Source organism: Pseudomonas fjordensis (genome assembly GCF_976987115.1).
In genome coordinates, this window is record NZ_OZ336860.1 from 6,713,822 (window position 1) to 6,739,018 (window position 25,197).

General features: G+C 60.4%; 23 protein-coding genes. 11 read left to right on the top strand and 12 right to left on the bottom strand.

What is annotated here, in order from left to right; translation table 11 throughout:
• A complete protein-coding gene (gene phoR / locus ACWHXD_RS30885) occupies positions 1-1,287 on the top strand; it encodes a phosphate regulon sensor histidine kinase PhoR (protein ID WP_178110596.1) in 1,287 nt (428 codons plus the stop codon).
• 269 nt (positions 1,288-1,556) lie between these two features.
• Positions 1,557-2,897 (top strand): hemolysin family protein, encoded by a 1,341-nt coding sequence (locus tag ACWHXD_RS30890; protein ID WP_003195620.1) that lies wholly within the window; start codon positions 1,557-1,559, stop codon positions 2,895-2,897.
• 131 nt (positions 2,898-3,028) lie between these two features.
• Here the strand turns inward: ACWHXD_RS30890 and ACWHXD_RS30895 are convergent, their stop codons facing one another.
• The 7 genes from ACWHXD_RS30895 to ACWHXD_RS30925 all read right to left on the bottom strand — a co-directional run bounded on the left by ACWHXD_RS30895 (position 3,029) and on the right by ACWHXD_RS30925 (position 12,579).
• Positions 3,029-3,928, bottom strand: coding sequence for a response regulator (locus tag ACWHXD_RS30895; RefSeq protein WP_014720514.1), 900 nt, complete (start codon positions 3,926-3,928; stop codon positions 3,029-3,031).
• 164 nt (positions 3,929-4,092) lie between these two features.
• Positions 4,093-4,854: a phosphate signaling complex protein PhoU gene (phoU, locus tag ACWHXD_RS30900; protein WP_003195624.1), complete on the bottom strand. Its 762-nt coding sequence runs from the start codon at positions 4,852-4,854 to the stop codon at positions 4,093-4,095.
• A gap of 70 nt (positions 4,855-4,924) precedes the next feature.
• Complete coding sequence (gene pstB, locus ACWHXD_RS30905; protein WP_003195626.1) at positions 4,925-5,758, bottom strand: phosphate ABC transporter ATP-binding protein PstB; 834 nt, start codon at positions 5,756-5,758, stop codon at positions 4,925-4,927.
• 163 nt (positions 5,759-5,921) lie between these two features.
• On the bottom strand, positions 5,922-7,592 hold the full coding sequence (pstA, locus tag ACWHXD_RS30910; protein WP_003195629.1) for a phosphate ABC transporter permease PstA: 1,671 nt from the start codon (positions 7,590-7,592) through the stop codon (positions 5,922-5,924).
• A gap of 15 nt (positions 7,593-7,607) precedes the next feature.
• Positions 7,608-9,641, bottom strand: a complete 2,034-nt coding sequence (locus ACWHXD_RS30915; RefSeq protein ID WP_169918549.1) for an ABC transporter permease subunit — start codon at positions 9,639-9,641, stop codon at positions 7,608-7,610.
• Positions 9,642-10,125: 484 nt separating this feature from the next.
• Positions 10,126-11,112, bottom strand: a complete 987-nt coding sequence (locus ACWHXD_RS30920) for a phosphate ABC transporter substrate-binding protein PstS (RefSeq protein WP_003195633.1) — start codon at positions 11,110-11,112, stop codon at positions 10,126-10,128.
• A gap of 186 nt (positions 11,113-11,298) precedes the next feature.
• Positions 11,299-12,579: an MFS transporter gene (locus tag ACWHXD_RS30925; protein WP_192901635.1), complete on the bottom strand. Its 1,281-nt coding sequence runs from the start codon at positions 12,577-12,579 to the stop codon at positions 11,299-11,301.
• 561 nt (positions 12,580-13,140) lie between these two features.
• Here ACWHXD_RS30925 and ACWHXD_RS30930 point away from each other — a divergent pair.
• Positions 13,141-13,545 carry an acyl-CoA thioesterase gene (locus ACWHXD_RS30930; RefSeq protein WP_003176975.1) on the top strand — a complete coding sequence of 135 codons (405 nt, stop codon included), beginning with the start codon at positions 13,141-13,143 and terminating at the stop codon, positions 13,543-13,545.
• A gap of 58 nt (positions 13,546-13,603) precedes the next feature.
• A complete protein-coding gene (locus ACWHXD_RS30935) occupies positions 13,604-14,503 on the top strand; it encodes a D-hexose-6-phosphate mutarotase (RefSeq protein WP_138761980.1) in 900 nt (299 codons plus the stop codon).
• 143 nt (positions 14,504-14,646) lie between these two features.
• Here ACWHXD_RS30935 and ACWHXD_RS30940 read toward each other — a convergent pair whose 3' ends face one another.
• From ACWHXD_RS30940 to purE, 4 genes are all read right to left on the bottom strand, one after another.
• A complete protein-coding gene (locus ACWHXD_RS30940) occupies positions 14,647-15,183 on the bottom strand; it encodes a DUF3299 domain-containing protein (RefSeq protein ID WP_003195640.1) in 537 nt (178 codons plus the stop codon).
• A gap of 77 nt (positions 15,184-15,260) precedes the next feature.
• On the bottom strand, positions 15,261-15,506 hold the full coding sequence (locus ACWHXD_RS30945; RefSeq protein ID WP_003195642.1) for a GlsB/YeaQ/YmgE family stress response membrane protein: 246 nt from the start codon (positions 15,504-15,506) through the stop codon (positions 15,261-15,263).
• 105 nt (positions 15,507-15,611) lie between these two features.
• On the bottom strand, positions 15,612-16,697 hold the full coding sequence (locus ACWHXD_RS30950; protein WP_032894489.1) for a 5-(carboxyamino)imidazole ribonucleotide synthase: 1,086 nt from the start codon (positions 16,695-16,697) through the stop codon (positions 15,612-15,614).
• An 11-nt stretch (positions 16,698-16,708) separates the two neighbouring features.
• On the bottom strand, positions 16,709-17,200 hold the full coding sequence (gene purE, locus ACWHXD_RS30955) for a 5-(carboxyamino)imidazole ribonucleotide mutase (RefSeq protein WP_003195648.1): 492 nt from the start codon (positions 17,198-17,200) through the stop codon (positions 16,709-16,711).
• A 361-nt stretch (positions 17,201-17,561) separates the two neighbouring features.
• On the opposite strand from purE, the gene ACWHXD_RS30960 reads away from it, so the two are divergent.
• A complete protein-coding gene (locus ACWHXD_RS30960; RefSeq protein ID WP_098950024.1) occupies positions 17,562-18,215 on the top strand; it encodes a M12 family metallo-peptidase in 654 nt (217 codons plus the stop codon).
• Positions 18,216-18,276: 61 nt separating this feature from the next.
• Here the strand turns inward: ACWHXD_RS30960 and ACWHXD_RS30965 are convergent, their stop codons facing one another.
• Positions 18,277-19,191 (bottom strand): LysR substrate-binding domain-containing protein, encoded by a 915-nt coding sequence (locus ACWHXD_RS30965; protein ID WP_032894486.1) that lies wholly within the window; start codon positions 19,189-19,191, stop codon positions 18,277-18,279.
• Between the two features lie 181 nt (positions 19,192-19,372).
• Between ACWHXD_RS30965 and aspA the strand changes: the two genes are divergently transcribed.
• From aspA to ACWHXD_RS30995, 6 genes are all read left to right on the top strand, one after another.
• Positions 19,373-20,797: an aspartate ammonia-lyase gene (gene aspA / locus ACWHXD_RS30970; protein ID WP_003195657.1), complete on the top strand. Its 1,425-nt coding sequence runs from the start codon at positions 19,373-19,375 to the stop codon at positions 20,795-20,797.
• Between the two features lie 409 nt (positions 20,798-21,206).
• Positions 21,207-22,043 carry an ABC transporter ATP-binding protein gene (locus ACWHXD_RS30975; protein ID WP_050499539.1) on the top strand — a complete coding sequence of 279 codons (837 nt, stop codon included), beginning with the start codon at positions 21,207-21,209 and terminating at the stop codon, positions 22,041-22,043.
• A gap of 39 nt (positions 22,044-22,082) precedes the next feature.
• Complete coding sequence (locus ACWHXD_RS30980; protein WP_032894484.1) at positions 22,083-23,075, top strand: ABC transporter substrate-binding protein; 993 nt, start codon at positions 22,083-22,085, stop codon at positions 23,073-23,075.
• 27 nt (positions 23,076-23,102) lie between these two features.
• Entirely contained in the window at positions 23,103-23,879 is a 777-nt protein-coding gene (locus ACWHXD_RS30985) for an ABC transporter permease (protein ID WP_032894483.1), read from the top strand.
• Positions 23,876-24,643, top strand: a complete 768-nt coding sequence (locus ACWHXD_RS30990) for an SDR family oxidoreductase (protein WP_171905447.1) — start codon at positions 23,876-23,878, stop codon at positions 24,641-24,643. Before ACWHXD_RS30985 ends, ACWHXD_RS30990 begins: the two co-directional genes overlap by 4 nt.
• 13 nt (positions 24,644-24,656) lie before the next feature.
• The gene (locus ACWHXD_RS30995) at positions 24,657-25,196 is read left to right on the top strand and encodes a cupin domain-containing protein (protein WP_032894482.1); all 540 of its coding nucleotides are present in this window, start codon (positions 24,657-24,659) and stop codon (positions 25,194-25,196) included.
• Position 25,197: the final 1 nt, after the last annotated feature.

Genomic DNA, 25,197 nt, shown 5'->3' on the forward strand with positions numbered 1-25,197 from the left:
ATGCTCTTGCTGGTCACCGGCTGCCTGCTGGTGGGGCTGGTCAGCGGCTACTACGGCTGGAGCCTGGCTGCGGGCATTGCCTTGTACCTGGGCTGGACCCTCAAGCAGTTGCTGCGCCTGCATGAATGGCTGCGCCAGCACAAACCCGATGAAGCACCGCCCGATGGCTACGGCCTGTGGGGCGAGGTGTTCGACAGCATCTACCACCTGCAACGCCGCGACCAACGGGTACGCGGGCGCCTGCAAGCGGTGATCGACCGGGTGCAGGAGTCCACCGCCGCGCTCAAAGACGCGGTGATCATGCTCGACAGCGACGGCAACCTGGAATGGTGGAACCGTGCCGCCGAGACCCTGCTGGGCCTCAAGACGCCCCAGGACAGCGGCCAGCCGGTGACCAACCTGGTGCGTCACCCGCGCTTCAAGGAATACTTCGAGCAGGACAACTACGAAGAAGCCCTGGAAATCCCCTCGCCCACCAACGACCGCGTACGCATCCAGCTGTACCTGACCCGCTACGGCAACAACGAGCACCTGATGCTGGTGCGTGACGTGACCCGTATCCACCAGCTGGAACAGATGCGCAAAGACTTCGTCGCCAACGTCTCCCACGAGCTGCGCACGCCGTTGACGGTAATCTGCGGCTATCTGGAGACGTTGCTCGACAATGTCGACGAGATCAACCCGCGCTGGAGCCGTGCCCTGCAACAGATGCAGCAGCAAGGCTCACGCATGCAGACCCTGCTCAACGACCTGCTGTTGCTGGCCAAGCTTGAGGCCACGGACTACCCCTCGGACAACCACCCCGTGGCCGTGCAGAGCCTGTTGCAGACGATCAAGAACGATGCCCAGGCGCTCTCGGGCGAACGCGGGCAGCAGATCACGCTGGAGGCCGACCCAACCGTACTGCTCAAGGGCAGCGAAGGCGAACTACGCAGCGCCTTCTCCAACCTGGTGTTCAACGCGGTGAAGTACACCCAGGACAAGGGCAATATCCGCATTCGCTGGTGGGCCGACGAGCACGGTGCGCACCTGAGCGTGCAGGACTCGGGGATCGGTATCGACGCCAAGCACCTGCCGCGCCTGACCGAGCGTTTCTACCGGGTCGACTCCAGCCGCAACTCCAACACCGGCGGCACCGGGCTGGGCCTGGCCATCGTCAAGCATGTGCTGCTGCGCCATCGGGCCCGCCTGGAAATCAGCAGCGTGCTGGGGCATGGCAGTACCTTTACCTGCCATTTTCCGCCGGCGCAGGTGACCCGTTCGCGAGCACTCGAAGAAGATAAATAATCTCGAAACACAACAGGGCTAAATGTGGGAGCGGGCTTGCTCGCGAATGCGGGGTATCAGTGAATGAATAAACTGACTGACCCACCGCATTCGCGAGCAAGCCCGCTCCCACACTGGATTTGTGTTGTTTCAAAGCAAGCATTGCAGCCCCGCCGGGCAGCGGGCACTAGGCAAGCGCCCCGTCAGCCGCTACATTGGCCGACTTGTGCCTGCCTTTCAGGCCCACCTGTCACCCCTTATTGAACACACGGAACCTGCAAAACCCCATCATGGACCCTTCCCCTGGCATTACCCTCGCTACACTCTTCGCCGATTTCGGCATGATTCTTTTTGCACTGATCCTGGTACTGCTCAACGGTTTCTTCGTTGCGGCGGAATTTGCCATGGTCAAACTGCGCGCCACCCGCGTCGAGGCCATCGCCCATAAGAACGGCTGGCGCGGGCAGATCCTGCGTACCGTGCACAGCCAGCTCGACGCCTACCTGTCGGCTTGCCAGTTGGGTATCACCCTGGCGTCCCTGGGCTTGGGCTGGGTCGGTGAACCAGCCTTTGCGCATATCCTCGAGCCGATGCTGGGCGCGGTCGGCGTGCAGTCGCCGGAAGTGATCAAGGGCGTTTCGTTCTTTGCCGCCTTCTTCGTGATTTCCTACCTGCACATCGTGGTCGGTGAGTTGGCCCCCAAATCCTGGGCGATTCGCAAACCCGAGCTGCTGTCGCTGTGGACGGCCGTGCCGCTGTACCTGTTCTACTGGGCGATGTACCCGGCCATCTACCTGCTCAACGCCAGTGCCAACGCCATTTTGCGCATCGCTGGCCAAGGCGAGCCTGGCCCTCACCATGAGCACCATTACAGCCGCGAAGAACTCAAGCTGATCCTGCACTCCAGCCGTGGCCAGGACCCCAGCGACCAAGGCATGCGCGTACTGGCCTCCGCCGTGGAAATGGGCGAGCTGGAAGTAGTGGACTGGGCCAACTCCCGGGAAGACCTGGTGACCCTGGACTTCAACGCCCCGCTCAAAGAAATCCTCGCGCTGTTCCGTCGTCACAAATTCAGCCGTTACCCGGTGTATGACGCGGTGCGCAACGAGTTTGTCGGCTTGCTGCACATCAAGGATTTGCTGCTGGAGCTGGCCGCGCTGGACCATATCCCCGAATCGTTCAACCTAGCCGAATTGACCCGCCCGCTGGAACGCGTATCGCGGCATATGCCGTTGTCGCAACTGCTGGAGCAGTTCCGCAAAGGCGGCGCGCACTTCGCCCTGGTGGAAGAAGCCGACGGCAAGATCATCGGTTACCTGACCATGGAAGACGTGCTGGAAGTGCTGGTGGGCGATATCCAGGACGAACACCGCAAGGCCGAGCGCGGCATCCTCGCCTACCAGCCCGGCAAATTGCTGGTACGTGGCGACACGCCATTGTTCAAGGTGGAACGCCTGCTGGGCGTCGACCTGGACCACATCGAAGCCGAAACCCTGGCCGGCCTGATCTACGACACGCTCAAGCGCGTGCCGGAAGAGGAAGAAGTGCTGGAAGTTGAAGGCTTGCGGATCATCATCAAGAAGATGAAAGGGCCGAAGATCGTGTTGGCCAAGGTGCTGCTGCTGGACTGACTGTGGACCTGGCGCCTCCTGTAGGAGCGAGCTTGCTCGCGAAAAACGCACAGGCGCCGCGTTTATTCAGGACGCACGCGTTATCGTTTACGTTTTTCGCGAGCAAGCTCGCTCCTACAGGGGGCAGCGCTTTACGCACCCGGCACGAAATGCTTCTGCGCCGTGCCACGGGCGATCAGGCGGGATATGTAGTCCAGCTTCTGCGCATCCTGGTCGATAAAGCGGAAGGTCAGTTGCAACCAGTCGCTGTCGGGCTTGGGCTCGTAGGCGACGATGGCGTGCAAGTAACCGTTGAGCCGTGCGACTTCGGCGTTGTCACCCTGCTCCAGGTCGAGCACGGCGCTTTCCAGCACCTGAGGCAGGACCTCGCCACGCTTCACCACCAGCAACGCCTCCTTGATGCTCAGGGCCTTGATCACGCATTGCTGGGTGCCGCTTGCGAGGCGCAACTGGCCCTGACCGCGACTGCCAGCCGGCGCCGCCGCTGCGGGGGCCTTCACGGGTGGGGTGTTGAGCAGGCCTTTGCTGGGCGCCGCCACCGGGGCCGGCTTGACCGCTTCGGGTTTGCCGCCGGTCAGGGCGCTCAGGGAGTCGTTGCCGAAGGCTGAGTTCATCTTGGTCGGCGCGCTGGCAATCAGCGCATCGAGGCGACCGATCTTGTGCAGGGCCTGCTTGACCTTGTTCAGCAACTGCTCGTTGGTGAACGGCTTGCTCACGTAGCCGGAAACGCCCGCCTGAATCGCCTGCACCACGTTTTCCTTGTCGCCACGGCTGGTCACCATCACGAACGGCATGGCCTTCAGGTGCGCTTGCTCGCGGCACCAGGTCAATAGCTCAATACCGGACATTTCCGGCATTTCCCAGTCACACAGCACCAGGTCGAAGGTTTCGCGCATCAGGATGGATTGCGCCTTTTTGCCGTTCACCGCATCTTCGATCTTGATCCCAGGGAAGTAATTGCGCAGGCACTTCTTCACCAGGTCGCGAATAAACGAGGCGTCATCCACCACCAACACACTGACTTTACTCATCGACCCTTCATCCTATAAAAACGTCTGCAAAACGCCTGACTGATGGCATTTTGCCAAAACTCGCGGGTCACAGAAGGACTTTATGGCGCCTGCTGTGCAAAAAATTCAGATGCCACAAACGAAAACGCCCGGCCAGAGGCCGGGCGTTAATTTCTCGGGCAACCTTACTTATCGTCAGATTCGCCCGAAACATTAGGGATTAGATCAGCAGTCCCTTCAACTTCGGCCTTCATGCGCTTGAGGCCCATGTGCCGCACGTCGGTGCCGCGCACCAGATAAATCACCAGCTCCGAGATATTGCGCGCATGGTCGCCGATACGCTCCAGGGAACGCAGCACCCAAATGATGTTCAAGACCCGCGAGATCGAGCGCGGATCTTCCATCATGTAAGTGGCCAGCTCACGCAGCGCGGTCTTGTATTCGCGGTCGATGATCTTGTCGTACTGGGCCACCGACAACGCCAGTTCGGCGTCAAAGCGGGCGAAGGCGTCGAGGGCATCACGCACCATGTTGCGCACCTGATCACCGATATGGCGCACTTCCACGTAGCCACGGGGCGCCTCACCCTCTTCGCACAGCTGGATGGCGCGGCGGGCAATCTTGGTGGCTTCGTCACCGATGCGCTCCAGGTCGATCACCGACTTGGAAATGCTGATGATCAAACGCAGGTCCGAGGCCGCCGGCTGGCGGCGGGCAAGAATGCGCAGGCACTCTTCGTCGATATTGCGTTCCATCTGGTTGATCTGCTCGTCAATCTCACGCACCTGCTGGGCCAGGCCCGAGTCGGCCTCGATCAGCGCGGTGACCGCATCGTTGACTTGCTTCTCCACCAGCCCGCCCATCGCCAGGAGGTGGCTGCGCACTTCCTCAAGCTCGGCATTGAACTGCGCGGAGATGTGGTGGGTAAGGCCTTCTTTGCTAATCATGTTGGCGTCCTTGGAGCGTCCGGTAAGGTGCGGAGAACCGCAGCGTCAGTACAATCAGAACCACAGCTTCCTAGCCGTAGCGACCGGTGATGTAGTCTTCGGTCTGCTTCTTCGCCGGATTGGTGAACAGGGTGTCGGTATCGCCGAACTCCACCAGCTTGCCCATGTACATGAACGCGGTGTAGTCGGACACCCGCGCCGCCTGTTGCATGTTGTGGGTCACGATGACGATGGTGAACTTGGACTTGAGCTCGTAGATCAGCTCTTCGACTTTCAACGTGGAGATCGGGTCGAGGGCCGAGCACGGTTCGTCGAGCAGCAACACTTCCGGCTCTACGGCGATGGTACGGGCGATCACCAGACGCTGCTGCTGGCCGCCGGACAAGCCGAGTGCCGATTCGTGCAGGCGGTCCTTGACCTCGTCCCACAATGCCGCGCCCTTGAGCGCCCATTCAACCGCTTCGTCGAGGATGCGTTTCTTGTTGATGCCCTGGATACGCAGGCCGTAAACCACGTTTTCGTAGATGGTCTTGGGGAACGGGTTGGGCTTCTGGAACACCATGCCCACGCGGCGACGCAGCTCGGCCACGTCTTCGCCCTTGCGGTAGATATTGGTGCCGTAGAGGTTGATTGCACCTTCTACACGGCAACCGTCCACTAGGTCATTCATGCGGTTGAAGGTACGCAACAACGTGGACTTGCCGCAGCCCGACGGGCCAATGAAGGCGGTCACGCGTTGCTTGGGAATGTTCATGCTGACGTCGAACAACGCCTGCTTGTCGCCGTAGTACAGGCTCAGGCCAGGGACTTCGATGGCCACGGTTTCCTGGGCCAGGCTCAGGCTCTGCTTGTCGCGACCCAGGGCAGACATGTTGATGCCGTGGGATTGGGTTTCGTGTTGCATGGGATGCTCCCTGTGCTACCAATTCATTCGTTGAACCGCCGGGGCGGCTTACTCAAATTCTGTGTCTGTGGGAGCTGGCTTGCCTGCGATGGCATCACTGCGGTCTTACTGATACACCGCGTCGTCTGCATCGCAGGCAAGCCAGCTCCCACATTGGATCGCATTAACTGTCCAACGCCTTGTACTTCTCGCGCAGGTGGTTACGAATCCACACCGCCGACAGGTTGAGCGTGGCGATCACCAGTACCAGCAGCAAGGCAGTGGCGTACACCAGTGGCCGTGCGGCTTCGACGTTGGGGCTCTGGAAGCCGACGTCATAAATATGGAAGCCCAGGTGCATGATCTTCTGGTCCAGGTGCAGGTACGGATAGTTACCGTCCAGCGGCAGCGACGGCGCCAGCTTCACTACACCCACCAACATCAATGGTGCCACCTCACCGGCGGCACGCGCCACGGCGAGGATCATGCCGGTCATCATCGCCGGGCTGGCCATCGGCAGCACGATCTTCCACAGCGTTTCCGCCTTGGTCGCGCCGAGTGCCAGGGAGCCTTCACGCACGGTGCGGGGAATGCGCGCCAAGCCTTCTTCAGTGGCCACGATCACCACCGGCACCGCCAGCAGCGCCAGGGTCAGCGAGGCCCACAGCAGCCCCGGCGTACCGAAGGTCGGCGCCGGCAGGGCTTCAGCGAAGAACAGACGGTCGACCGAGCCCCCCAATACATACACGAAGAAGCCCAGGCCGAACACGCCGTAGACGATGGCCGGTACACCGGCCAGGTTATTCACGGCGATGCGGATGATGCGGGTCAAGGTGTTCTGCTTGGCGTATTCACGCAGGTACACCGCGGCCAGCACGCCAAACGGGGTCACGATCATTGCCATGATCAGGGTCATCATCACGGTGCCGAAGATGGCCGGGAAGATCCCGCCTTCGGTGTTGGCTTCCCGTGGGTCATCGCTGAGAAATTCCCAGACCTTGCTGAAGTAGAAGCCGATCTTGGTCATGGTGCCCATGGCGTTCGGCTGGTAGGCGTGCACCACTTTGCCGATGCCGATTTCCACTTCCTTGCCGTTGCCGTCACGTGCGGTGAGGGCGTCGCGGTTGAACTGTGCGTGCAGGTCGGCCAGGCGCGCTTCGATGTCCTGGTAGCGGGCGTTCAGCTCGGCGCGGTCGGCGTCCATGTCGGCCTGGGCGGCTGCGTCGAGCTTGCCTTCCAGCTCCAGTTTGCGACCGTGCAGGCGGATGCGCTCCAGCCCTGCGTTGATCGCGCCGATATCGGATTTTTCCAAGGTCTTGAGCTGAGCGGCGAGCTTGTTCACACGCTCGACACGCGCCTGCAGTTCCGGCCACGCAGCTTCGCCTTCAGCGATAACCTTGCCATCCTGCTTGACGTTGACCAGGGTGCCGTAGAAGTTGCCCCACTCACGACGCTCGATGGCCATCAGGTTCGCAGGCTTGGTCTGGTCCTTCAGCCACTCGCCGACGATCCAGGTGAAGTCGTTGCCGTTCAGGTCGCGGTTGCCGACCTTGATCAGCTCACGGGTCATGAACTCCGGGCCTTGGTCCGGCACCGGCAGGCCCGCGCTTTTCAGGCGTTCACGCGGCACTTCTTCTTTCTGCACCACTTCGCCGATCACGATGTGGTTGGCCTGGCCTGGCACGTTGTAGTTGGCCTGGATCAGGTCGGCCGGCCAGAAATGGCCCAGGCCTCGCACCGCAATCACAGCCAGCAAACCAATGGTCATGATGACCGCGATGGACACCGCGCCACCGCTGATCCAGACGCCGGGAGCGCCGCTCTTGAACCATCCATTCAGGGAGTTCTGTTTCACAGACTTCTACCTTTCTTAAAGCGACGAGTATTTCTTGCGCAGACGCTGACGAATCAGCTCGGCGAGGGTGTTCATGATGAAGGTGAACAACAGCAGCACCAGCGCCGAGAGGAACAGCACGCGGTAATGGCTGCCGCCTACTTCCGACTCGGGCATCTCCACCGCAACGTTGGCCGCCAGGGTGCGCAGGCCCTCGAACAGGTTCATCTCCATCACCGGGGTGTTGCCGGTGGCCATCAGCACGATCATGGTCTCGCCCACGGCGCGGCCCATACCGATCATCAGCGCCGAGAAGATGCCCGGGCTGGCAGTGAGGATGACCACGCGGGTCATGGTCTGCCACGGCGTGGCGCCCAGGGCCAGGGAGCCCAGGGTCAGGCCGCGTGGCACGCTGAACACGGCGTCTTCGGCGATGGAGTAGATGTTCGGGATCACCGCAAAACCCATGGCCAGGCCGACCACCAGGGCGTTGCGCTGGTCGTAGGTAATGCCCAGATCGTGGGAGATCCACATGCGCATGTCGCCGCCGAAGAACCAGGTTTCCAGGTACGGGCTCATGTACAGCGAGAGCCAGCCCACGAACAGGATCACCGGGATCAGGATCGCGCTTTCCCAACCATCGGGAACGCGCAGGCGGATCGACTCAGGCAAGCGGCTGAAGACAAAACCCGCCACCAGGATGCCAATCGGCAACAGCATCAACAGGCTGAAAATGCCCGGCAGGTGCCCTTCCACATACGGTGCCAGGAACAGGCCGGCGAAGAAGCCGAGGATCACCGTCGGCATGGCTTCCATCAGCTCGATCACCGGCTTGACCTTGCGGCGCAGGCTCGGTGCCATGAAGTAAGCGGTGTAGATCGCCGCGGCAACCGCCAGCGGCGCCGCCAGCAGCATGGCGTAGAACGCAGCCTTCAAGGTACCGAAGGTCAGCGGGGCGAGGCTCATCTTGGGTTCGAAGTCAGTGTTGGCGGCCGTGGATTGCCAGACGTATTTAGGCTCGTCGTAGTTCTCGTACCAGACCTTGCTCCACAACGCGCTCCACGACACTTCCGGGTGCGGGTTGTCGAGCAACAACGGTTGCAGCTTGCCACCCGCCTCGACGATCACACGGTTGGCCCGTGGCGACATGCCGAACAGGCCCTGGCCATCGACCACCGGGTCCACCAGCAAGGTGCGATGGGCGGTGCTGTGGAACACGCCGAACTGGCCAGCAGCATCCAGGGCGGTGAAGCCTTTGCGGCGCTCTTCAGCGCTGATTTCGACGATGGGCGCGGTGCCCATCTGGAAGGTGCGGATCTGCTTCAGGCGCTGTTCGCCATCGGGGTCGCGGGCCATGAACCACTGGGCCAGGCCGCCTTTGGAGTTACCCAGGATCAGCGAGATGCCGCCAACCAACTGGGTGCTGGCGGTGATTTCCGTGTCGGCGTCTTCCAGCAGTTTGTAGCGACCGTTGAGGCTCTTGTCGCGCAGGCTGAACACGTCGGCCAGGGCACGGCCGTTGATCACGTACAGCCACTGCTGGCGTGGGTCGATGAAGATCGCTTTCACCGGCTCGGTCATCTGCGGCAGCTCGACACGCTTCTGCTCGCTGGTGACTTCACCGGTCATCATGTTTTCTTCGCGGCTCAGGGTCAGCACGTTCAAGTGCGAACCAGCGGAACCTGCCACCACCAGGGAGGTGTCGGTGGCGTTGAGCGCAACGTGTTCCAGCGGCCGACCGGCGTCATCCAGCACGATGGGCGTTTCGCCGTAGGGGTATTCGATCGCTGGGCTGATGGTTTTCTTGCCGTCCGGGTACGACACCTTATAGGTGTGGCGGAACACCAAAGACTGGCCATTGGACAAGCCGAGGATCACCAGCGGGCTGCCCGGCTGGTCTTCACCAATGGAAGCAACGCTGGTACCGGCCGGAAGCGGCAGGTCGACACGCTTGAGCTCGGCACCGGTGTCCACGGCAAAGAACAACGCCTGGCCCTTGTCGGAGACCCGCATGGCAACTTGGTTCTGTTCTTCGAGGGAGATCATCAACGGCTTGCCGGCGTCTTGCATCCAGGCCGGCGTCAACGCGTCTTCCTTGGTCAACGAGGCGCCCTGGAACAGCGGCGCGACCACGTAGGCGAGGAAGAAGAAGATCAGGGTAATGGCCGCCAGCACGGCGAGGCCGCCGACCAGCACATACCAACGGGTGAAGCGATCCTTGAGCGCGCGGATGCGGCGCTTGCGTTGCAGCTCAGGCGTATTGAAATCAATGCGCTTGGGAGGGGAAGTCGTCGTCATGGTGGAATTGGCCAGATCATTCATGCGCACACCCTAGCGATCCTGTATGACAGAAAGATGACAGTGAAGTGACGCAACAAATCCGCCGCGAAGCAGGGCTGGCAGCGGATAAAAAATTAGGAGTCTCTGTAGGAGCGAGCTTGCTCGCGAAGATCGTCAACGATAACGCGCCATTTCTGAATAAACGCGGTGCCCTATCGTCTTTCGCGAGCAAGCTCGCTCCTACAGAAGGGCCGGTTTTACCCAGCCCAGCTACTTAGTTGCCTTCTTTCAAACCCAGGTCAGCCAGGGCCTTGGCGGCGACTTTGGCTGGCAGTGGGATGTAGCCGTCTTTGACCACGACTTCCTGGCCCTGCTTGGACAGCACCAGTTTCACGAACTCAGCTTCCAGCGGCGCCAGTGGCTTGTTCGGGGCTTTGTTGACGTACACGTAGAGGAAACGCGACAGCGGATACTTGCCGTTCAGGGCGTTTTCTTCGGAGTCTTCGATGTAGTCAGTGCTGCCTTTCTTGGCCAGTGGCACGGTCTTCACGCTGGCGGTCTTGTAGCCGATGCCCGAGTAACCGATGCCGTTCAGCGAGGAGCTGATCGACTGCACGACCGAAGCCGAACCCGGTTGTTCGTTCACGTTTGGCTTGTAGTCGCCTTTGCACAGGGCTTCTTCCTTGAAGTAGCCGTAGGTGCCGGATACCGAGTTACGCCCGAACAGTTGCACTGGCTTGTTGGCCAGGTCGCCGGTCACGCCCAGGTCGCCCCAGGTTTTCACGTCGGCTTTGGCGCCGCACAGACGCGTCGACGAGAAGATGGCGTCGACCTGTTCCATGGTCAGGTGCTGGATCGGGTTGTCCTTGTGCACAAATACCGCCAGGGCATCCACGGCAACCGGGATAGCGGTTGGCTTGTAGCCGTACTTCTGCTCGAAGGCCGCCAATTCGGTGTCCTTCATCTTGCGGCTCATCGGGCCCAGGTTGGAGGTGCCTTCAGTCAACGCAGGTGGCGCAGTGGCAGAGCCGGCAGCTTGAATCTGGATGTTGACGTTCGGGTATTCCTTTTTGTAACCCTCGGCCCACAGGGTCATCAGGTTAGCCAGGGTATCGGAGCCGACGCTGGACAGGTTGCCCGACACACCAGTGGTCTTGACGTAAGCCGGGATTGCCGGATCAACACCAGCGGCCACCGCGTTGGCGGTCGCAACGCCAGCAGCGACAAAAGTCATTGCCGCCATCAAACGTTTCAGTTTCATGCCTTGCTCCTAGCAGATAGGGATAATTGGATCGGGGCCAAGTATCGGCAGGCCGTGTGAACACTCTATGTCTTAAATATGACAATTAGATGAAAGGCCACTATCGGGAAGCGAAGTAAAAAACAGAACAAACACGTTCACTGTGGTGAGGAAGCCTACTCACCCACCACAGTGATCAGGCGGTTTTTAGCGGCCGCGTTTCCACAGGTAGCCGCCTACCGCCATCCCCATCACACAGAGGATAGCCACGTAGTAAGCCGGCCCCATCGGGCTCTCCTTCATCAGCAGCGACACCACCAATGGCGTCAGCCCACCGAACACGGCATAAGCAACGTTGTAGGAGAACGACAGACCGCTGAAGCGCACCACCGGCGGGAAGGCTTTGACCATCACGTAGGGCACCACACCGATGGTGCCGACAAACAGGCCAGTCAAGGCATACAACGGGAACAGCCAGTCCGGGTGGGCCATCAGGCTGTGGTACAGCGTCCAGGAAGTTGCCAGCAGCAGTGCGCAACCGGTTACCAGCACGCGGCCGGCGCCAAAACGGTCGGCCAGGGCACCCGAGGCGATGCAGCCCAGGCTCAGGGTCACGATGGCCAGGCTGTTGGCTTGCAGCGCAACCGTAGGGCTGAAGTGGTAGATGGTTTGCAGCACGGTCGGGGTCATCAGGATCACCACCACCACGCCGGCCGACAGCAGCCAGGTCAGCAGCATCGACAGCACAATGGCGCCACGGTGATCGCGCAACACGGCGCGCAACGGCAGTTCAGCGGCCAGGCTTTTGCGTTGCTGCATCTCGGCGAAGATCGGGGTTTCATGCAGCCAGCGACGCAGGTACACCGACAGCAGGCCGAATACGCCACCGAGCAGGAACGGGATACGCCAGGCGTAATCAGAGACCTGTTCCGGTGTATAGGCCGTATTAATAGCGGTGGCTACCAGCGAGCCGAGCAAAATACCGGCGGTGAGGCCGCTGGTCAGGGTGCCGCAGGCGTAGCCGATGTGGCGCGGCGGGACGTGCTCGGAGACGAACACCCAAGCGCCCGGTACTTCGCCGCCAATCGCTGCGCCCTGGATCACGCGCATCAACAGCAGCAGCAGCGGCGCCCACAGGCCGATCTGTGCATAGGTCGGCAGCAGGCCCATGATCAGGGTCGGCACGGCCATCATGAAGATGCTCAGGGTGAACATCTTCTTGCGGCCCAGCAGGTCACCGAAGTGCGCCATGATGATGCCGCCCAGCGGGCGCGCCAGGTAGCCGGCCGCGAAGATGCCGAACGTCTGCATCATGCGCAGCCATTCGGGCATGTCGACAGGGAAGAACAGTTTCCCGACCACGGTGGCGAAAAACACGAAGATGATGAAGTCGTAGAACTCCAGCGCCCCACCCAGGGCAGACAGCGACAGGGTTTTGTAGTCGTTGCGGTTAAGTGGTCGTGCGGGCGGCGCAATGCTTGAAGGCACTGTGGTCATGGCAAGGCTTCTCTTATTAGTCAGATCAGGAATCCGCAACAGCGTGGGTTTGCGCCTGGCAGGTCCGGCACGATAGCAAATTGCCCGGAAAAGCACAGTCCAAACCCTTGCGCCGCATCAGCGCCACCTCGCAAGCATCCCCACTTGCGAAGCGACTTATTCCCTTCCCGAATTATTATGGGGGGCCGAAAACGCCATCAAATACTGACGGCCAGCGCTAAAAAGAAACAATGGTCAAACCCCTCAACTTGAATGACCGTTTTGGCCAATTTTTTGACGCCTGGAAACTCGTCTATATAGATGCACAAAATCAGGAGCAGATGGTCGTCGCGCAGGCTATCGACCGATATACTCCCAGCCCTGCACCTGTCTATTGCGTGGAAGTTGCGCGAAACCGTCGTTGGCACCGGCCAGCCGATTTCGCAGAGTTTCCCTCAAGGCGCCTTTCGAAAAACGTGACGAACGTAGTATGTTCGGGGCTGAATCGTTTTTCCAAGACGGCTATTCACCGATTACATAGTCCAAGAGTCACGGGTCAGAGGCACCCCCGGCATGATCGAACTCGAACAAGAAGATCCTATCCCGCAAGGCGATCTCGCCCTGCAAATCACCGCGCTTCCGCGTGAAACCAACGGCTTTGGCGATATCTTCGGCGGCTGGTTGGTCGCACAGATGGACCTGGCGGGCACGGCAATGGCCAGCAAGGTCGCCGGTGGGCGCGTGGCCACCGTGGCCATTGATCGCATGGCGTTCCTGGTGCCGGTGGCCGTGGGCGCGCAGCTTTCCTTCTATACCCAAGCCCTGGAAATCGGCCGCAGCTCGATCCAGATGATGGTCGAAGTGTGGAGCGACGATCCGTTGTCCAGCGAATGGCGCAAGGTGACCGAAGCCGTATTTGTGTTCGTCGCCATCGATGGCAGCGGCCGCACGCGCTCGGTACCGTCACGGGCGCGTTAAACCTCGCCGGGTTTTAACGGTCAATTGCCCCATTGCCTGCCACTAAGAGAGCTTTGTCATGCCTACGCCCCACGTTGAGACGGTAAAAATCGACGAGCTGGACTGCTGGCGCATCCGCCACAACGGCGCCGAGTTGATGGTGGCCCAACAGGGTGCGCATATCTTCAGTTACCAGCGCGAGGGCGAACAGCCACTGATCTGGCCGAACCCTGAGGCCGTGTTCAAGCAGGGCAAAGGCATTCGTACCGGCGTACCGGTGTGCTGGCCGTGGTTTGGGGTGTTCGACCGCAACCCGCAAAGCGTCAAAGCCATGCGCCAGAGCGATCAGCCTGCCGGCGCCCACGGTTTTGTGCGCACCGCCCGCTGGGAACTGGCCGCCACCGAACTCGACGGCCAGACGCTGCGAGTCGACCTGGTATTGCCGGTGCCGGCGGGCGGTTTTCCAGGCTGGCCCCATCAGGTAGACCTGACGCTGAGCCTGCTGCTGGACGATCAACTGCATATCCGCCTGACCAGTCACAACCGTGGCACCGACACCGTGACCCTCAGCCAGGCATTGCACACCTACTTCGCCGTGAGCGATGTGCGCAAGGTGCAGGTCGAGGGCCTGGATGGCGTGGATTACATCGATACCGCCGATGGGTGGGCCGAGAAGCAGCAAGCCGGGCTGCTGCACTTTCGCGCCGAGACAGACCGCATTTACCTGAATACGCCTGCACAGTTGAATATCGTTGATAGCGACTGGCAGCGCCGTATCCAGCTCACCAGCGAAGGCTCCAAATCCACCGTGGTCTGGAACCCCTGGACCGAACGCGCCAAGGCTTTCGACGATATGGCCGATGACGGCTGGCAGGGTATGTTGTGCATCGAGACAGCGAATGTGCTGGATGATGTGGTGGCTTTGGCACCCGGTGAAAGCCACACTCTGGGCGTAAGCATCACCGCTATCACCCTGTAGTAAATTGTAGGAGCGAGCTTGCTCGCGAAAAACCCACAGACGCCGTGTTTATTCAGGAAACACGCGTTATCGTTGACGTTTTTCGCGAGCAAACTCGCTCCTACAGAGTTCAGGGCCCTCCCACATTGGTTATGTATTGGGCTTTAGAGATCAGATTCCTTTACTACCCGCACCTTCCCCGCCTCCAGCGCATACGCAGCATCCGCCAAGTCGTTATTGACCTTCTCCACCTTCAGCGTGCCCGTGACCCACAGCGGCGTGTAGATATCATCCAGCTTCAGCCCCTTGGGATAGCGCACCAGCACCAATTGATTGGGCGGCGGTGGCGGCACATGGATACATGCGCCCGGGTAAGGCACTAGGAAGAACAGCGTGCTGCGGCCCTTGGCGTCCGTTTCAAGCGGCACCGGATACCCACCAATGCGGATATTCTTACCGTTCATGGCCGCTACGGTCTTGGTGGAATACATCACCGCAGGCAGGCCCTTGCTCTGCTTCAAGCCACCCTTTTCGGTAAACGTGCCTTGGGCTTCGGGGGAGTTGTGGTCGATCTCGGGCATGGCCTCGAGGGCTTTCTGATCCGACAGCGGCATCAGGTCGAGCCAGTCGGTTTCCGGCAGTTCGCCAGCGTGCGCCAGGCCAGAGCCCAGCAGAAGAAGCGTTAACAGAAGACGGCGCATGGAGAGGCTCGGCAAATACAAGTGCCGAGCATTCTAGCCCTCTGCGCCTGCGCAGCGCAGAGGACTTTGTCGGCTGATTACTTCTTTTTGACCAGGCCGTAGATCACCAGCAACACGATGGCACCTACCAGCGCGCCGATGAAGCCTGCGCCCTGGCCTGCCTGGTAGATCCCCAGGGCCTGACCGCCGTAGGTCGCGGCCAGGGAACCGGCGATACCCAGCAGGATGGTCATGATCCAGCCCATGCTGTCGTCGCCAGGCTTGAGGAAGCGCGCCAGGAGGCCGACGATCAAGCCGATAAAGATGGTTCCGATGATACCCATGGCATTTCCCTCTGATTGGTATGAGTCATGCCAAAGCCTAGTCAGGCTTTGGCATCCTGCAATCAGAGAGACGCAGAACCCCAATGGTTCCCGCCAGGGCCAGGCTTATTGTTCGGCGATCAGCGCTTCAACCTTGAGGATCTGCGCCTGCAACGTCGCACGGTCCTTGCAACGCAGGTTGGCGTGGCCGACCTTGCGCCCAGCCTTGAAGGCCTTGCCGTAGTGATGCACATGGCAATCCTTGATCGCCATCACGCGCTCTACCGGCGGCACAGAACCGATGAAGTTGAGCATGGCGCTCTCGCCGATCTTGGCCGTGGAGCCCAACGGCAAGCCCGCCACCGCCCGCAGGTGGTTTTCGAACTGGCTGCACTCGGCGCCTTCGGTGGTCCAGTGCCCGGAGTTGTGCACACGCGGGGCGATTTCGTTGGCCTTCAGGCCACCGTCGACTTCAAAGAACTCGAACGCCATCACGCCGACATAATCCAGTTGCTTGAGGACGCGGCTGGAATAATCTTCGGCCAGGGCCTGCAGCGGGTGGTCAGTGCTGGCTACCGACACCTTCAGGATGCCGTTGACGTGGGTGTTGTGCACCAACGGGTAAAAGCGTGTTTCGCCATCGCGGGCACGCACGGCGATCAGCGAGACTTCGCCGGTGAACGGCACAAAGCCTTCCAGCAGGCAGGCGACGCTGCCCAGCTCGGCAAAAGTACCGACCACATCGGCGGCGGTGCGCAGGACTTTCTGGCCCTTGCCGTCGTAGCCCAGGGTGCGGGTTTTCAACACCGCCGGCAGGCCGATGCTGGCAACCGCAGCGTCCAGGTCGGCCTGGGACTGGATATCGGCGAAGGCGGGTGTCGGAATGCCCAGGTCCTTGAACATGCTCTTTTCGAACCAGCGGTCGCGAGCGATGCGCAAAGCTTCGGCGCTCGGGTACACCGGCACGAACTGCGACAGGAAGGCCACGGTTTCGGCCGGGACGCTTTCGAATTCGAAGGTCACCAGGTCAACTTCATCGGCCAGTTGGCGCAGGTGGTCCGGGTCGCTGTAGTCAGCGCGCAGGTGTTCACCCAGGGCCGCAGCGCAGGCGTCAGGCGCCGGGTCCAGGAAAGCGAAGTTCATCCCCAGCGGCGTACCCGCCAAAGCCAGCATGCGGCCCAGTTGGCCGCCACCGATTACACCGATCTTCATCAATAACAACCTCAGGCAATGCGTGGGTCTGGATTGTCCAGCACGCTGTCTGTCTGCTCAGCACGGAATTTTTTCAGCACCGCATGAAACTGCGGGTGCTTGGCGCCCAGGATGCTGGCCGACAGCAAGGCTGCGTTGATCGCGCCGGCCTTGCCGATCGCCAGGGTTGCCACCGGGATGCCGGCCGGCATCTGCACGATGGACAACAGCGAATCCACGCCCGAGAGCATCGACGACTGCACCGGCACGCCAAGTACGGGCAGGTGAGTCTTGGCCGCACACATGCCAGGCAAGTGCGCAGCGCCGCCGGCACCGGCGATGATCACCTCGATGCCACGGGATTCTGCTTCATCGGCATACTGGAACAGCAAATCCGGGGTGCGGTGGGCGGAGACCACCTTCACTTCGTACGGAATGCCGAGTTTTTCCAGCATATCGGCGGTGTGGCTAAGGGTGGACCAATCGGACTTGGAGCCCATGATCACGCCAACCAATGCACTCATCGTCGTGCCTCTTCTCTCTGGGCGCCCGCAGGCGCGTCAAAAAACAACAAGCCACGCAGGAAATCCGGCGTGGCTTGGTGTACGAATTAAGGCCGGTTGGACCGGCCGAAGGCCGCGCAGTATACCGTAATAATCCAGATAAACAGCCCCTGGGATGACCATCTGTCATTCCTAGCTACCGAGCGATTTATTGACTCTAAGGTCAGCCTCTAACGCACCCAAAGCACGACACTCACGTCCGCTCGCCAAACCGACGTACCGTCGAGAATTAATTACCGCCAGAGGGAACGCCCTCATTCAATAAACTCACCGGCATCCTGATTCACTATCAATTACTTTTAACTTCTTGAAGGATTAAAGGATGACTCAGACAATCGAAGGTACATCCAAAAAAGACATTACCATTATCGCTGTTATTCATAATGACGTGGCACAGTCCAAACGAAAAACCATTTACGCTGATTATTTTCACGCCGTCGTAAAAGAGCTGGAGAGCTTCGCAGAGCGGAAAATCAATGTCATCTTCGCGCAGGGCGAGCCCCAAAGCAGTATGGAATACAAAGGTGATGATTTTGATGACGCTGCAACACGCTGGACAACTCTCGGCGCTAAAATTCTCGACGAAATGACTAAAAACGGCTTAAAAACCAATGATTTGACCAAAGTCGTTCTCGTTACCAACGACAAATTAAACGATAGAGTTTTAGGCGCCGCGAGGACATATGGGGAAAGCAAAGGCGGAACATTCGCCATCGCTTCATTGGTCTCGCCAGAAGTCGTCGCGCATGAGATCGGTCATTTACTAGGGGCCAAACATGACGACTCTGAAGTGCATATCAAGCGCCGCTGGGCCAGTGGTATTAAGCTCCTTGAGGCTTGGCGGCTATTCGGAAGCTGGTACGAGGACATTAAGACTTATACCTATATGGCACCCCACAGTAGTAGTTCCACCACTTACACTTTCAGCCCCGCCAATCGGCAAAATATTAAGAATTATCTGGCCAGTAAAGATTAATACCAACTGCGCTTTTACGTTTTACTTCCATCAGCTCGAACAATCACTGACCTGCCTCCGCTCATGCGGAGGAACTCACTGCGATGCCACTCTCGAGCTTGCGCCACAACAACCGCACATTCGCCTTGCGCACCAACGCGCAGCGATACAAGCGAATCTCCAGGGGCACATGCCATTGCGGCCCGCCGCACACCACCAGTTCGCCGCGTGCCAACTCTGCACGCACGCTCAACTGCGGCACCCAAGCAATACCCAAGCCTTCGAGCGCCATGCTCTTGAGGCTGTCGGCCATGGCGGTTTCGTAAATGGTCGTAAAGCGCAGGGCCCGCTGGCGCAGTAGCAAATTCACCGAGCGGCCCAGGAACGCGCCGGCGCTGTAGGCCAGCAGCGGTACGCTGCCCTCGCCCTCCAGGTCGAACAGCGGCTTGCCATCGGCATCGGCGGCGCACACCGGGAGCATTTCGGTGTTGCCCAGGTGCAGCGACGGGAAAATCTCGGCATCCATTTGCATCGCCGCGTCCGGGTCGTAGAACGCCAGCATCAGGTCGCAGCCGCCTTCGCGCAGGGCATGTACCGCGTCGCCGACGTTAGTGGCGACCAATCGCGTGGCGATGTTCAGCCCTTCGTTGCGCAACTGCGCGATCCACCGCGGGAAGAACCCCAAGGCCAGGGAGTGGGCGGCCGCCACTTGCATGACTTCGCCCTGCCCGCCTTCCAGGTGATGCAAATGGCGCAGCACTTCGCCCAGCTGTTCGACCACCGTGCGCGCCGTCACCAGAAACAACTGCCCGGCCGCTGTCAGCTCCACCGGCGTGCGTGAACGGTTGACCAGCGTCAGCCCCAACGCGGCTTCCAGGCTGCGGATACGCCGACTGAACGCCGGCTGGGTGACAAAGCGCCGCTCAGCCGCCTGGGAAAAACTACGCGTCGCCGCCAGGGCGCTGAAGTCTTCCAACCACTTGCTCTCAAGGTTCATCACTGCCTCCCACGGAATGCACCATTTTGGCACACACGCCCGCCAAGATAACCGGGTCACATCCACATTATGCCGTTTGTGCATAGGCCAGTGTTTAACAGCATTGGCCCAAAAAGTTCTACAAGCCTAGCATTCGCAGCGTTCCGGCCAGTCCCGGGTCCATATTGAGATGATTTCCGTCATGTCCTCTGCTGCATCTTTCCGTACCGAAAAAGACCTGCTTGGCGTACTCGAAGTACCGGCTCAAGCGTATTACGGCATCCAGACCCTGCGAGCGGTGAATAACTTCCGTCTCTCGGGCGTTCCGATTTCGCATTACCCGAAATTGGTGGTCGGTCTGGCAATGGTCAAGCAAGCAGCGGCTGACGCCAACCGCGAGTTGGGCCAGCTCAGCGAAGCCAAGCACGCTGCCATCAGCGAAGCCTGTGCTCGTCTGATCCGCGGCGATTTCCACGAAGAGTTCGTGGTGGACATGATTCAAGGCGGCGCTGGCACTTCAACCAACATGAATGCCAACGAAGTCATCGCCAACATCGCGCTGGAGGCCATGGGTCACCAGAAGGGTGAGTACCAGTACCTGCACCCCAACAACGACGTGAACATGGCGCAGTCGACCAACGACGCCTACCCGACCGCGATCCGCCTGGGTCTGCTGCTGGGCCATGACGCGCTGCTGGCCAGCCTCGACAGCCTGATCCAGGCGTTCGCCGCCAAAGGCGCCGAGTTCAGCCATGTGCTGAAAATGGGCCGCACCCAATTGCAAGACGCCGTGCCGATGACCCTCGGCCAGGAATTCCGCGCGTTCGCCACCACCCTGGGTGAAGACCTGGCCCGCCTGAAAACCCTGGCGCCAGAGCTGCTGACCGAAGTGAACCTGGGCGGCACCGCGATCGGTACCGGCATCAACGCCGACCCGCGCTACCAGGCCCTGGCCGTACAACGCCTGGCCACCATCAGCGGCCAGCCGCTGGTACCGGCGGCCGACCTGATCGAAGCCACCTCCGACATGGGCGCCTTCGTACTGTTCTCCGGCATGCTCAAGCGTACCGCCGTGAAGCTGTCGAAGATCTGCAACGACCTGCGCCTGCTGTCCAGCGGCCCACGCACCGGCATCAACGAGATCAACCTGCCGGCTCGCCAGCCAGGCAGCTCGATCATGCCCGGCAAGGTCAACCCGGTGATCCCGGAAGCGGTCAACCAGGTAGCGTTCCAGGTCATCGGTAACGACCTGGCCCTGACCATGGCAGCCGAAGGCGGCCAACTGCAGTTGAACGTGATGGAGCCGCTGATCGCCTTCAAGATCTTCGACTCGATCCGCCTGTTGCAACGCGCCATGGACATGCTGCGCGAGCACTGCATCGTCGGCATCACCGCCAACGAAGCCCGCTGCCGCGAACTGGTGGAACACTCCATCGGCCTGGTCACCGCGCTGAACCCGTACATCGGCTATGAAAACGCCACCCGCATTGCGCGTATCGCGCTTGAAAGCGGGCGCGGCGTGCTGGAACTGGTACGCGAAGAAGGCTTGCTCGACGACGCCATGCTCGACGACATCCTGCGCCCGGAAAACATGATTGCCCCACGCTTGGTCCCACTGAAGGCCTAAGCGTTTGTTGCACCGCTCACCAGGCTGAGGGACTAGACACCTCTCACCTTTTGAGGGCTTGAAGACTCGTTCTTCAGGCCCTTTTTTTTGCCCGTAATTCCTCTCCTTATATAAAGCGCTGTTAATGCGTTTCACCTATAAAACATCACGCCTGCGGCGTTACTTGAAAAAGCATTGATTCATTGCAAGTTCCCATTGCATGCACAAACGGTGTGCAGTTTCGTGCCATATAAAAACAATGGTTTCATATATGAAACGCTCAATAAGCAACCTTAGTCTCGCAACCAATTAATTTAAAAGGGAATTCAACAAAAATTTGTAGGAATTAACTCACTGGCATTGTTCATGCACTAAACGGCGTATCACCTATAAAACAGACCAGAGTACCTTCCTGATGGCTGTGAAAGAGATGTACGCCGTGACGCCCCAATGGAATACGCCCGCACTTAAGGAAGAGCTGGAGCCGACTGAAATTGAATTCCGTAATGTCGGTAAATGTTTCCCAGCCAAAGGTAAAACAGAAGCGCCATTTGCCATTCGCGATGTGAACTTCAAGATTCGTCGCGGCGAGGTCGTGTCGATCATCGGTCCGTCCGGCTGTGGCAAGAGCACCATCCTCAATATGGGTTCTGGCCTGTATCGGCCCACTGAAGGTGAAGTCTTCGTGGGCGGCGAGCCGGTGACCGGGCCTGTGCCACAAGTCGCGTTCATGCTGCAAAAAGATTTGCTGATGCCCTGGCGCAGCATTCGCCGCAACGTCGAATTGGGCCTGGAGATTCAAGGCGTGCCCAGCGCGACCCGGCAGAAGGTAGCCCTGGACTTGCTCGACCGTTGCCACCTCAACGGCTTCGCCGACCACTACCCGTTCCAGCTCTCTGGCGGCATGCGCCAACGCGCCGCCCTGGCACGCACCCTGGCCATCGACCCCCAGGTGCTGTTCCTCGATGAGCCGTTTTCCGCCCTCGACGCCCAGACCAAGATGATCCTGCAACAGGACATGGCGCGGATGCTGTTCGATGAAAAGAAGACTGCGCTGTTCATCACCCACGACCTGATCGAGGGCATCGCCATGTCCGACCGGTTGCTGGTCATGAGCGCCCGCCCCGGCACCATCATCGAAGAAATCAGCATCGACCTGCCGTTTCGCGATAACCCGCTGGAGCGCCGCAAGCTACCGGAGATCGGCCCGCTGGTCGGTCGCCTGATGGAGCTGCTGCACGTCGGCGCCGACACCGAACTGCACTGATTACCGCACTTGCGGCCCCCAACCGATTCAGGAGTTCCCATGCTCAAGTCTCTGTTCCAACGTTTTTGCGCGCTCAGCCTTGGCCTCGGCCTGACCTGCGCGGCCCAGGCGCAGCCAACCGACGTCACCTACCTGCTGCCGGCCCCGCCCAACTTGCCAGCCTTTGCACCGTGGATCATCGCCAAGGAAAAAGGCTATTACGCGGCCCAGAACCTGAACCTCACGTTCATTGCCGCCAAAGGTGGTGTGGATGTGGCCAAGCAGATCGGCGCCGGCAATGCCCTGCTCGGCGGCGCCATCGGCGACACGCCGATCATGGTGCGCGGCAACGGCATCCCGGTGCGCGCCGTGGCGGTGCTGGGTGCGGGCGGCGTGACCATGATCGCAACCCACTCCAAGGACAACATCAATAACGTCAGCGACCTCAAGGGCAAGACCATGACGGTGATGTCGTATTCCGACACCACCTACTACGCGCTGCTCGCTTCGTTGCGCAAGGCGGGCCTTGGCAAGAACGACGTGGACATTCAGGCCGCGGGGCCTGCCGGGGTCTGGCAGTTGTTTACAGCCAACAAGGCCCAGGCCATGGCCGGTGTGCCGGATTGGATGGTCACCGCCGAAGAAGCCGGCGCGCAGATCAAGCTGATTCCCCAGGAGCAGATTTTCGAAAGCATGGCCCAGGCCATCCTCGCCTCGGATGACGCCATCAAGAATCACCCCCAGGTGGTACGCGGCGTGGTCCAGGCCACCCTCAAAGGCATGCACGACATTATCCAGGACCCGCGCGCCGCCGCCGTCACTTTTGCCAAAGCGGTCCCGACCTACGCCGGCAAGGAAGACTCGCTGGAGAAGATCTTCAAGCTCTATGTCGAGCACGTCTACGCCAACCAGCGCGTATTGGGGCACATCGACCCCGAGCGTCTGGACAAGGTGCGTCAGTTCTACGTGAGCGAAGGCATCGTCCCCCGGGAAACCCCGCTGGACGAGCTGTTCACCAACCAATTCGTCGACAGCCCGGTCGCCGCGCAATAACGCACCGGACAACAAGGTACGCATACGATGAAAAACCTGAACCCCTCCGTGCTCGGTAGCGTGGCGCTGCTGATCCTGTTCCTGGCGCTCTGGCAATGGGGCCCTGGGCTGCTCGGCATGCCCGAGTTCGTCATGCCCAAACTCAGCCGCGTGGCCCAGGAAAGCCTGGTGATGTGGCACAGCGGCGGCCTACTGGAACACACTCTGATCACCGCCATGGAGATCGTCGTCGGCTTTGCCCTGGGCGCCTTGCTGGGCGTGATGATTGGGGTGTCCCTGGGCCTGTCGCCCGCGGCTGAAGCGATGCTGTCGCCCTATATCCTGGCGTTGCAGATTGCACCGAAGGTCGCCTTTGCGCCGCTGTTCGTGATGTGGCTGGGCTACACCATCTACCCGAAGATTCTGATCGCGATCCTGATCGTGTTTTTCCCGGTGATGATCAACGTGCTCTCGGCGATCCGCACGGTCGACCCGGACATGATCAACCTGGTGCGCACCATGAACGCCAGCCGCTGGCAGATCTTTCGCCTGGTGGAATTCCCCTCCGCCATGGCCGCGCTGTTTTCCGGCCTGCGCATCGCCTCTACCCTGGCGGTGATCGGCGTCACCGTCGGCGAGCTGGTCGGCGGTAACCAGGGCCTGGGCTTCCTGTTGGTGGACGCCGAGGGCCAAGGCAACACGGCCGGGGTATTCGTCGCCATCGTCATGCTCACCCTGATTGGGGTGGTCGCCTACGGCGCCGTGGTGTGGGCAGAAAAACGCGTCCTGCACTACATGCCCAAAGCCATGTTGAGCACGCAATGATGAACAATCAAAACCGTTTGCTCGAAGGTCGTCGCGTACTGGTAACCGGCGGTGCCCGTGGCCTGGGTTACGGGTTCGCCCAAGCCATCGGCCAGGCCGGTGCGCGCGTGGTGATTGCCGATGTGCTGCAAGACCGTGTGCAACAGGCAGCCTGTGAACTGCAGGCCCTGGGCCTGGACGTTCACGCTGTCACTGTCGACCTGGCCCAGCCTGAGTCGATCCAGGCATGCATCGCCGCGACACTCGATGTGCTGGGCGGCCTCGATGGCCTGGTGAACAACGCCTCCATCACCAACTCCGGTGGCAAAGGCTGCGAAGACCTGAGCATCGACACCTGGGATCAGGTGATGCAGGTCAACGTGCGCGGCACCTGGCTGATGACTACCGCCTGCCTGCCGGCGCTGCGAGCCAGCGGCCACGGCGCCATCGTCAACCTGGCCTCCGACACGCCCCTGTGGGGCGCGCCGAACCTGTTGGCCTACGTTGCCAGCAAGGGCGCAATCATCGCCATGACCCGCAGCCTGGCCCGCGAGCTGGGCGCCGACAACATCACGGTCAACGCCATCGCCCCTGGCCTGGTGCTGGTGGAAGCCACCGCCTACGTGCCCGAGGCACGCCACCGTTTGTACAACGACCAGCGGGCGATTCAACGCCCGCAATTGCCCGAAGACGTCAGCGGCGCCGTGCTGTTCGCGCTGTCCGACCTTGCCCGCTTCATCACTGGACAAACCCTGCCGGTCAACGGCGGGTTCGTCATGCCTTGATCTGGAGACTGTCATGACTGATCTATCTGCCCAAAACGACACCCCGAAAAGCTGGGATCGCCCGACCGGCGCCAGCCTGGAAAGCTGGATGAACACCCGTATCGCCCGTTACGAAACGCGCAAGTACGACTGGGATGCGCTGAAGTTCCAGGCCGACTACGACCCCAAGTTCCGCCGTGCACAAATGCGCTACATCGGCACAGGTGGCACCGGTATCAGCACCGACATGAACACCATCCCGTCGGAGCATTTCACTTTTTCCACCATGGTGATCCCGGCCGGCCACGAAGGCCCGCCGCACCTGCACATCGATGTCGAAGAAGTGTTCTTCGTGCTGCGCGGCAAGCTCAAAGTGGTGCTGGAAAAAGACGGCGAGCGCTTCGAGACCATCCTCACCGACCGCGACGTGATTTCCGTACCACCGGGCGTGTACCGCGAAGAGATCAACATCGGCGATGAAGATGCGTTGATGTGCGTGATGCTCGGCGCGAAAAAACCCATCACGCCGACCTACCCGCCAGAGCACCCTCTGGCCTCGATCAAGCGCGGATAAG

Bases quoted from the DNA above. Each gene is read 5' to 3' on its own strand.
- phoR (WP_178110596.1), top strand. From the start codon at position 1: ATGCTCTTGCTGGTCACCGGCTGCCTGCTGGTGGGGCTGGTCAGCGGC.
- ACWHXD_RS30890 (WP_003195620.1), top strand. From the start codon at position 1,557: ATGGACCCTTCCCCTGGCATTACCCTCGCTACACTCTTCGCCGATTTC.
- ACWHXD_RS30895 (WP_014720514.1), bottom strand. From the start codon at position 3,928: ATGAGTAAAGTCAGTGTGTTGGTGGTGGATGACGCCTCGTTTATTCGC.
- phoU (WP_003195624.1), bottom strand. From the start codon at position 4,854: ATGATTAGCAAAGAAGGCCTTACCCACCACATCTCCGCGCAGTTCAAT.
- pstB (WP_003195626.1), bottom strand. From the start codon at position 5,758: ATGCAACACGAAACCCAATCCCACGGCATCAACATGTCTGCCCTGGGT.
- ACWHXD_RS30915 (WP_169918549.1), bottom strand. From the start codon at position 9,641: ATGCAAGACGCCGGCAAGCCGTTGATGATCTCCCTCGAAGAACAGAAC.
- ACWHXD_RS30920 (WP_003195633.1), bottom strand. From the start codon at position 11,112: ATGAAACTGAAACGTTTGATGGCGGCAATGACTTTTGTCGCTGCTGGC.
- ACWHXD_RS30930 (WP_003176975.1), top strand. From the start codon at position 13,141: ATGATCGAACTCGAACAAGAAGATCCTATCCCGCAAGGCGATCTCGCC.
- ACWHXD_RS30935 (WP_138761980.1), top strand. From the start codon at position 13,604: ATGCCTACGCCCCACGTTGAGACGGTAAAAATCGACGAGCTGGACTGC.
- ACWHXD_RS30940 (WP_003195640.1), bottom strand. From the start codon at position 15,183: ATGCGCCGTCTTCTGTTAACGCTTCTTCTGCTGGGCTCTGGCCTGGCG.
- ACWHXD_RS30945 (WP_003195642.1), bottom strand. From the start codon at position 15,506: ATGGGTATCATCGGAACCATCTTTATCGGCTTGATCGTCGGCCTCCTG.
- ACWHXD_RS30950 (WP_032894489.1), bottom strand. From the start codon at position 16,697: ATGAAGATCGGTGTAATCGGTGGCGGCCAACTGGGCCGCATGCTGGCT.
- purE (WP_003195648.1), bottom strand. From the start codon at position 17,200: ATGAGTGCATTGGTTGGCGTGATCATGGGCTCCAAGTCCGATTGGTCC.
- ACWHXD_RS30960 (WP_098950024.1), top strand. From the start codon at position 17,562: ATGACTCAGACAATCGAAGGTACATCCAAAAAAGACATTACCATTATC.
- ACWHXD_RS30965 (WP_032894486.1), bottom strand. From the start codon at position 19,191: ATGAACCTTGAGAGCAAGTGGTTGGAAGACTTCAGCGCCCTGGCGGCG.
- aspA (WP_003195657.1), top strand. From the start codon at position 19,373: ATGTCCTCTGCTGCATCTTTCCGTACCGAAAAAGACCTGCTTGGCGTA.
- ACWHXD_RS30975 (WP_050499539.1), top strand. From the start codon at position 21,207: ATGTACGCCGTGACGCCCCAATGGAATACGCCCGCACTTAAGGAAGAG.
- ACWHXD_RS30980 (WP_032894484.1), top strand. From the start codon at position 22,083: ATGCTCAAGTCTCTGTTCCAACGTTTTTGCGCGCTCAGCCTTGGCCTC.
- ACWHXD_RS30985 (WP_032894483.1), top strand. From the start codon at position 23,103: ATGAAAAACCTGAACCCCTCCGTGCTCGGTAGCGTGGCGCTGCTGATC.
- ACWHXD_RS30990 (WP_171905447.1), top strand. From the start codon at position 23,876: ATGATGAACAATCAAAACCGTTTGCTCGAAGGTCGTCGCGTACTGGTA.
- ACWHXD_RS30995 (WP_032894482.1), top strand. From the start codon at position 24,657: ATGACTGATCTATCTGCCCAAAACGACACCCCGAAAAGCTGGGATCGC.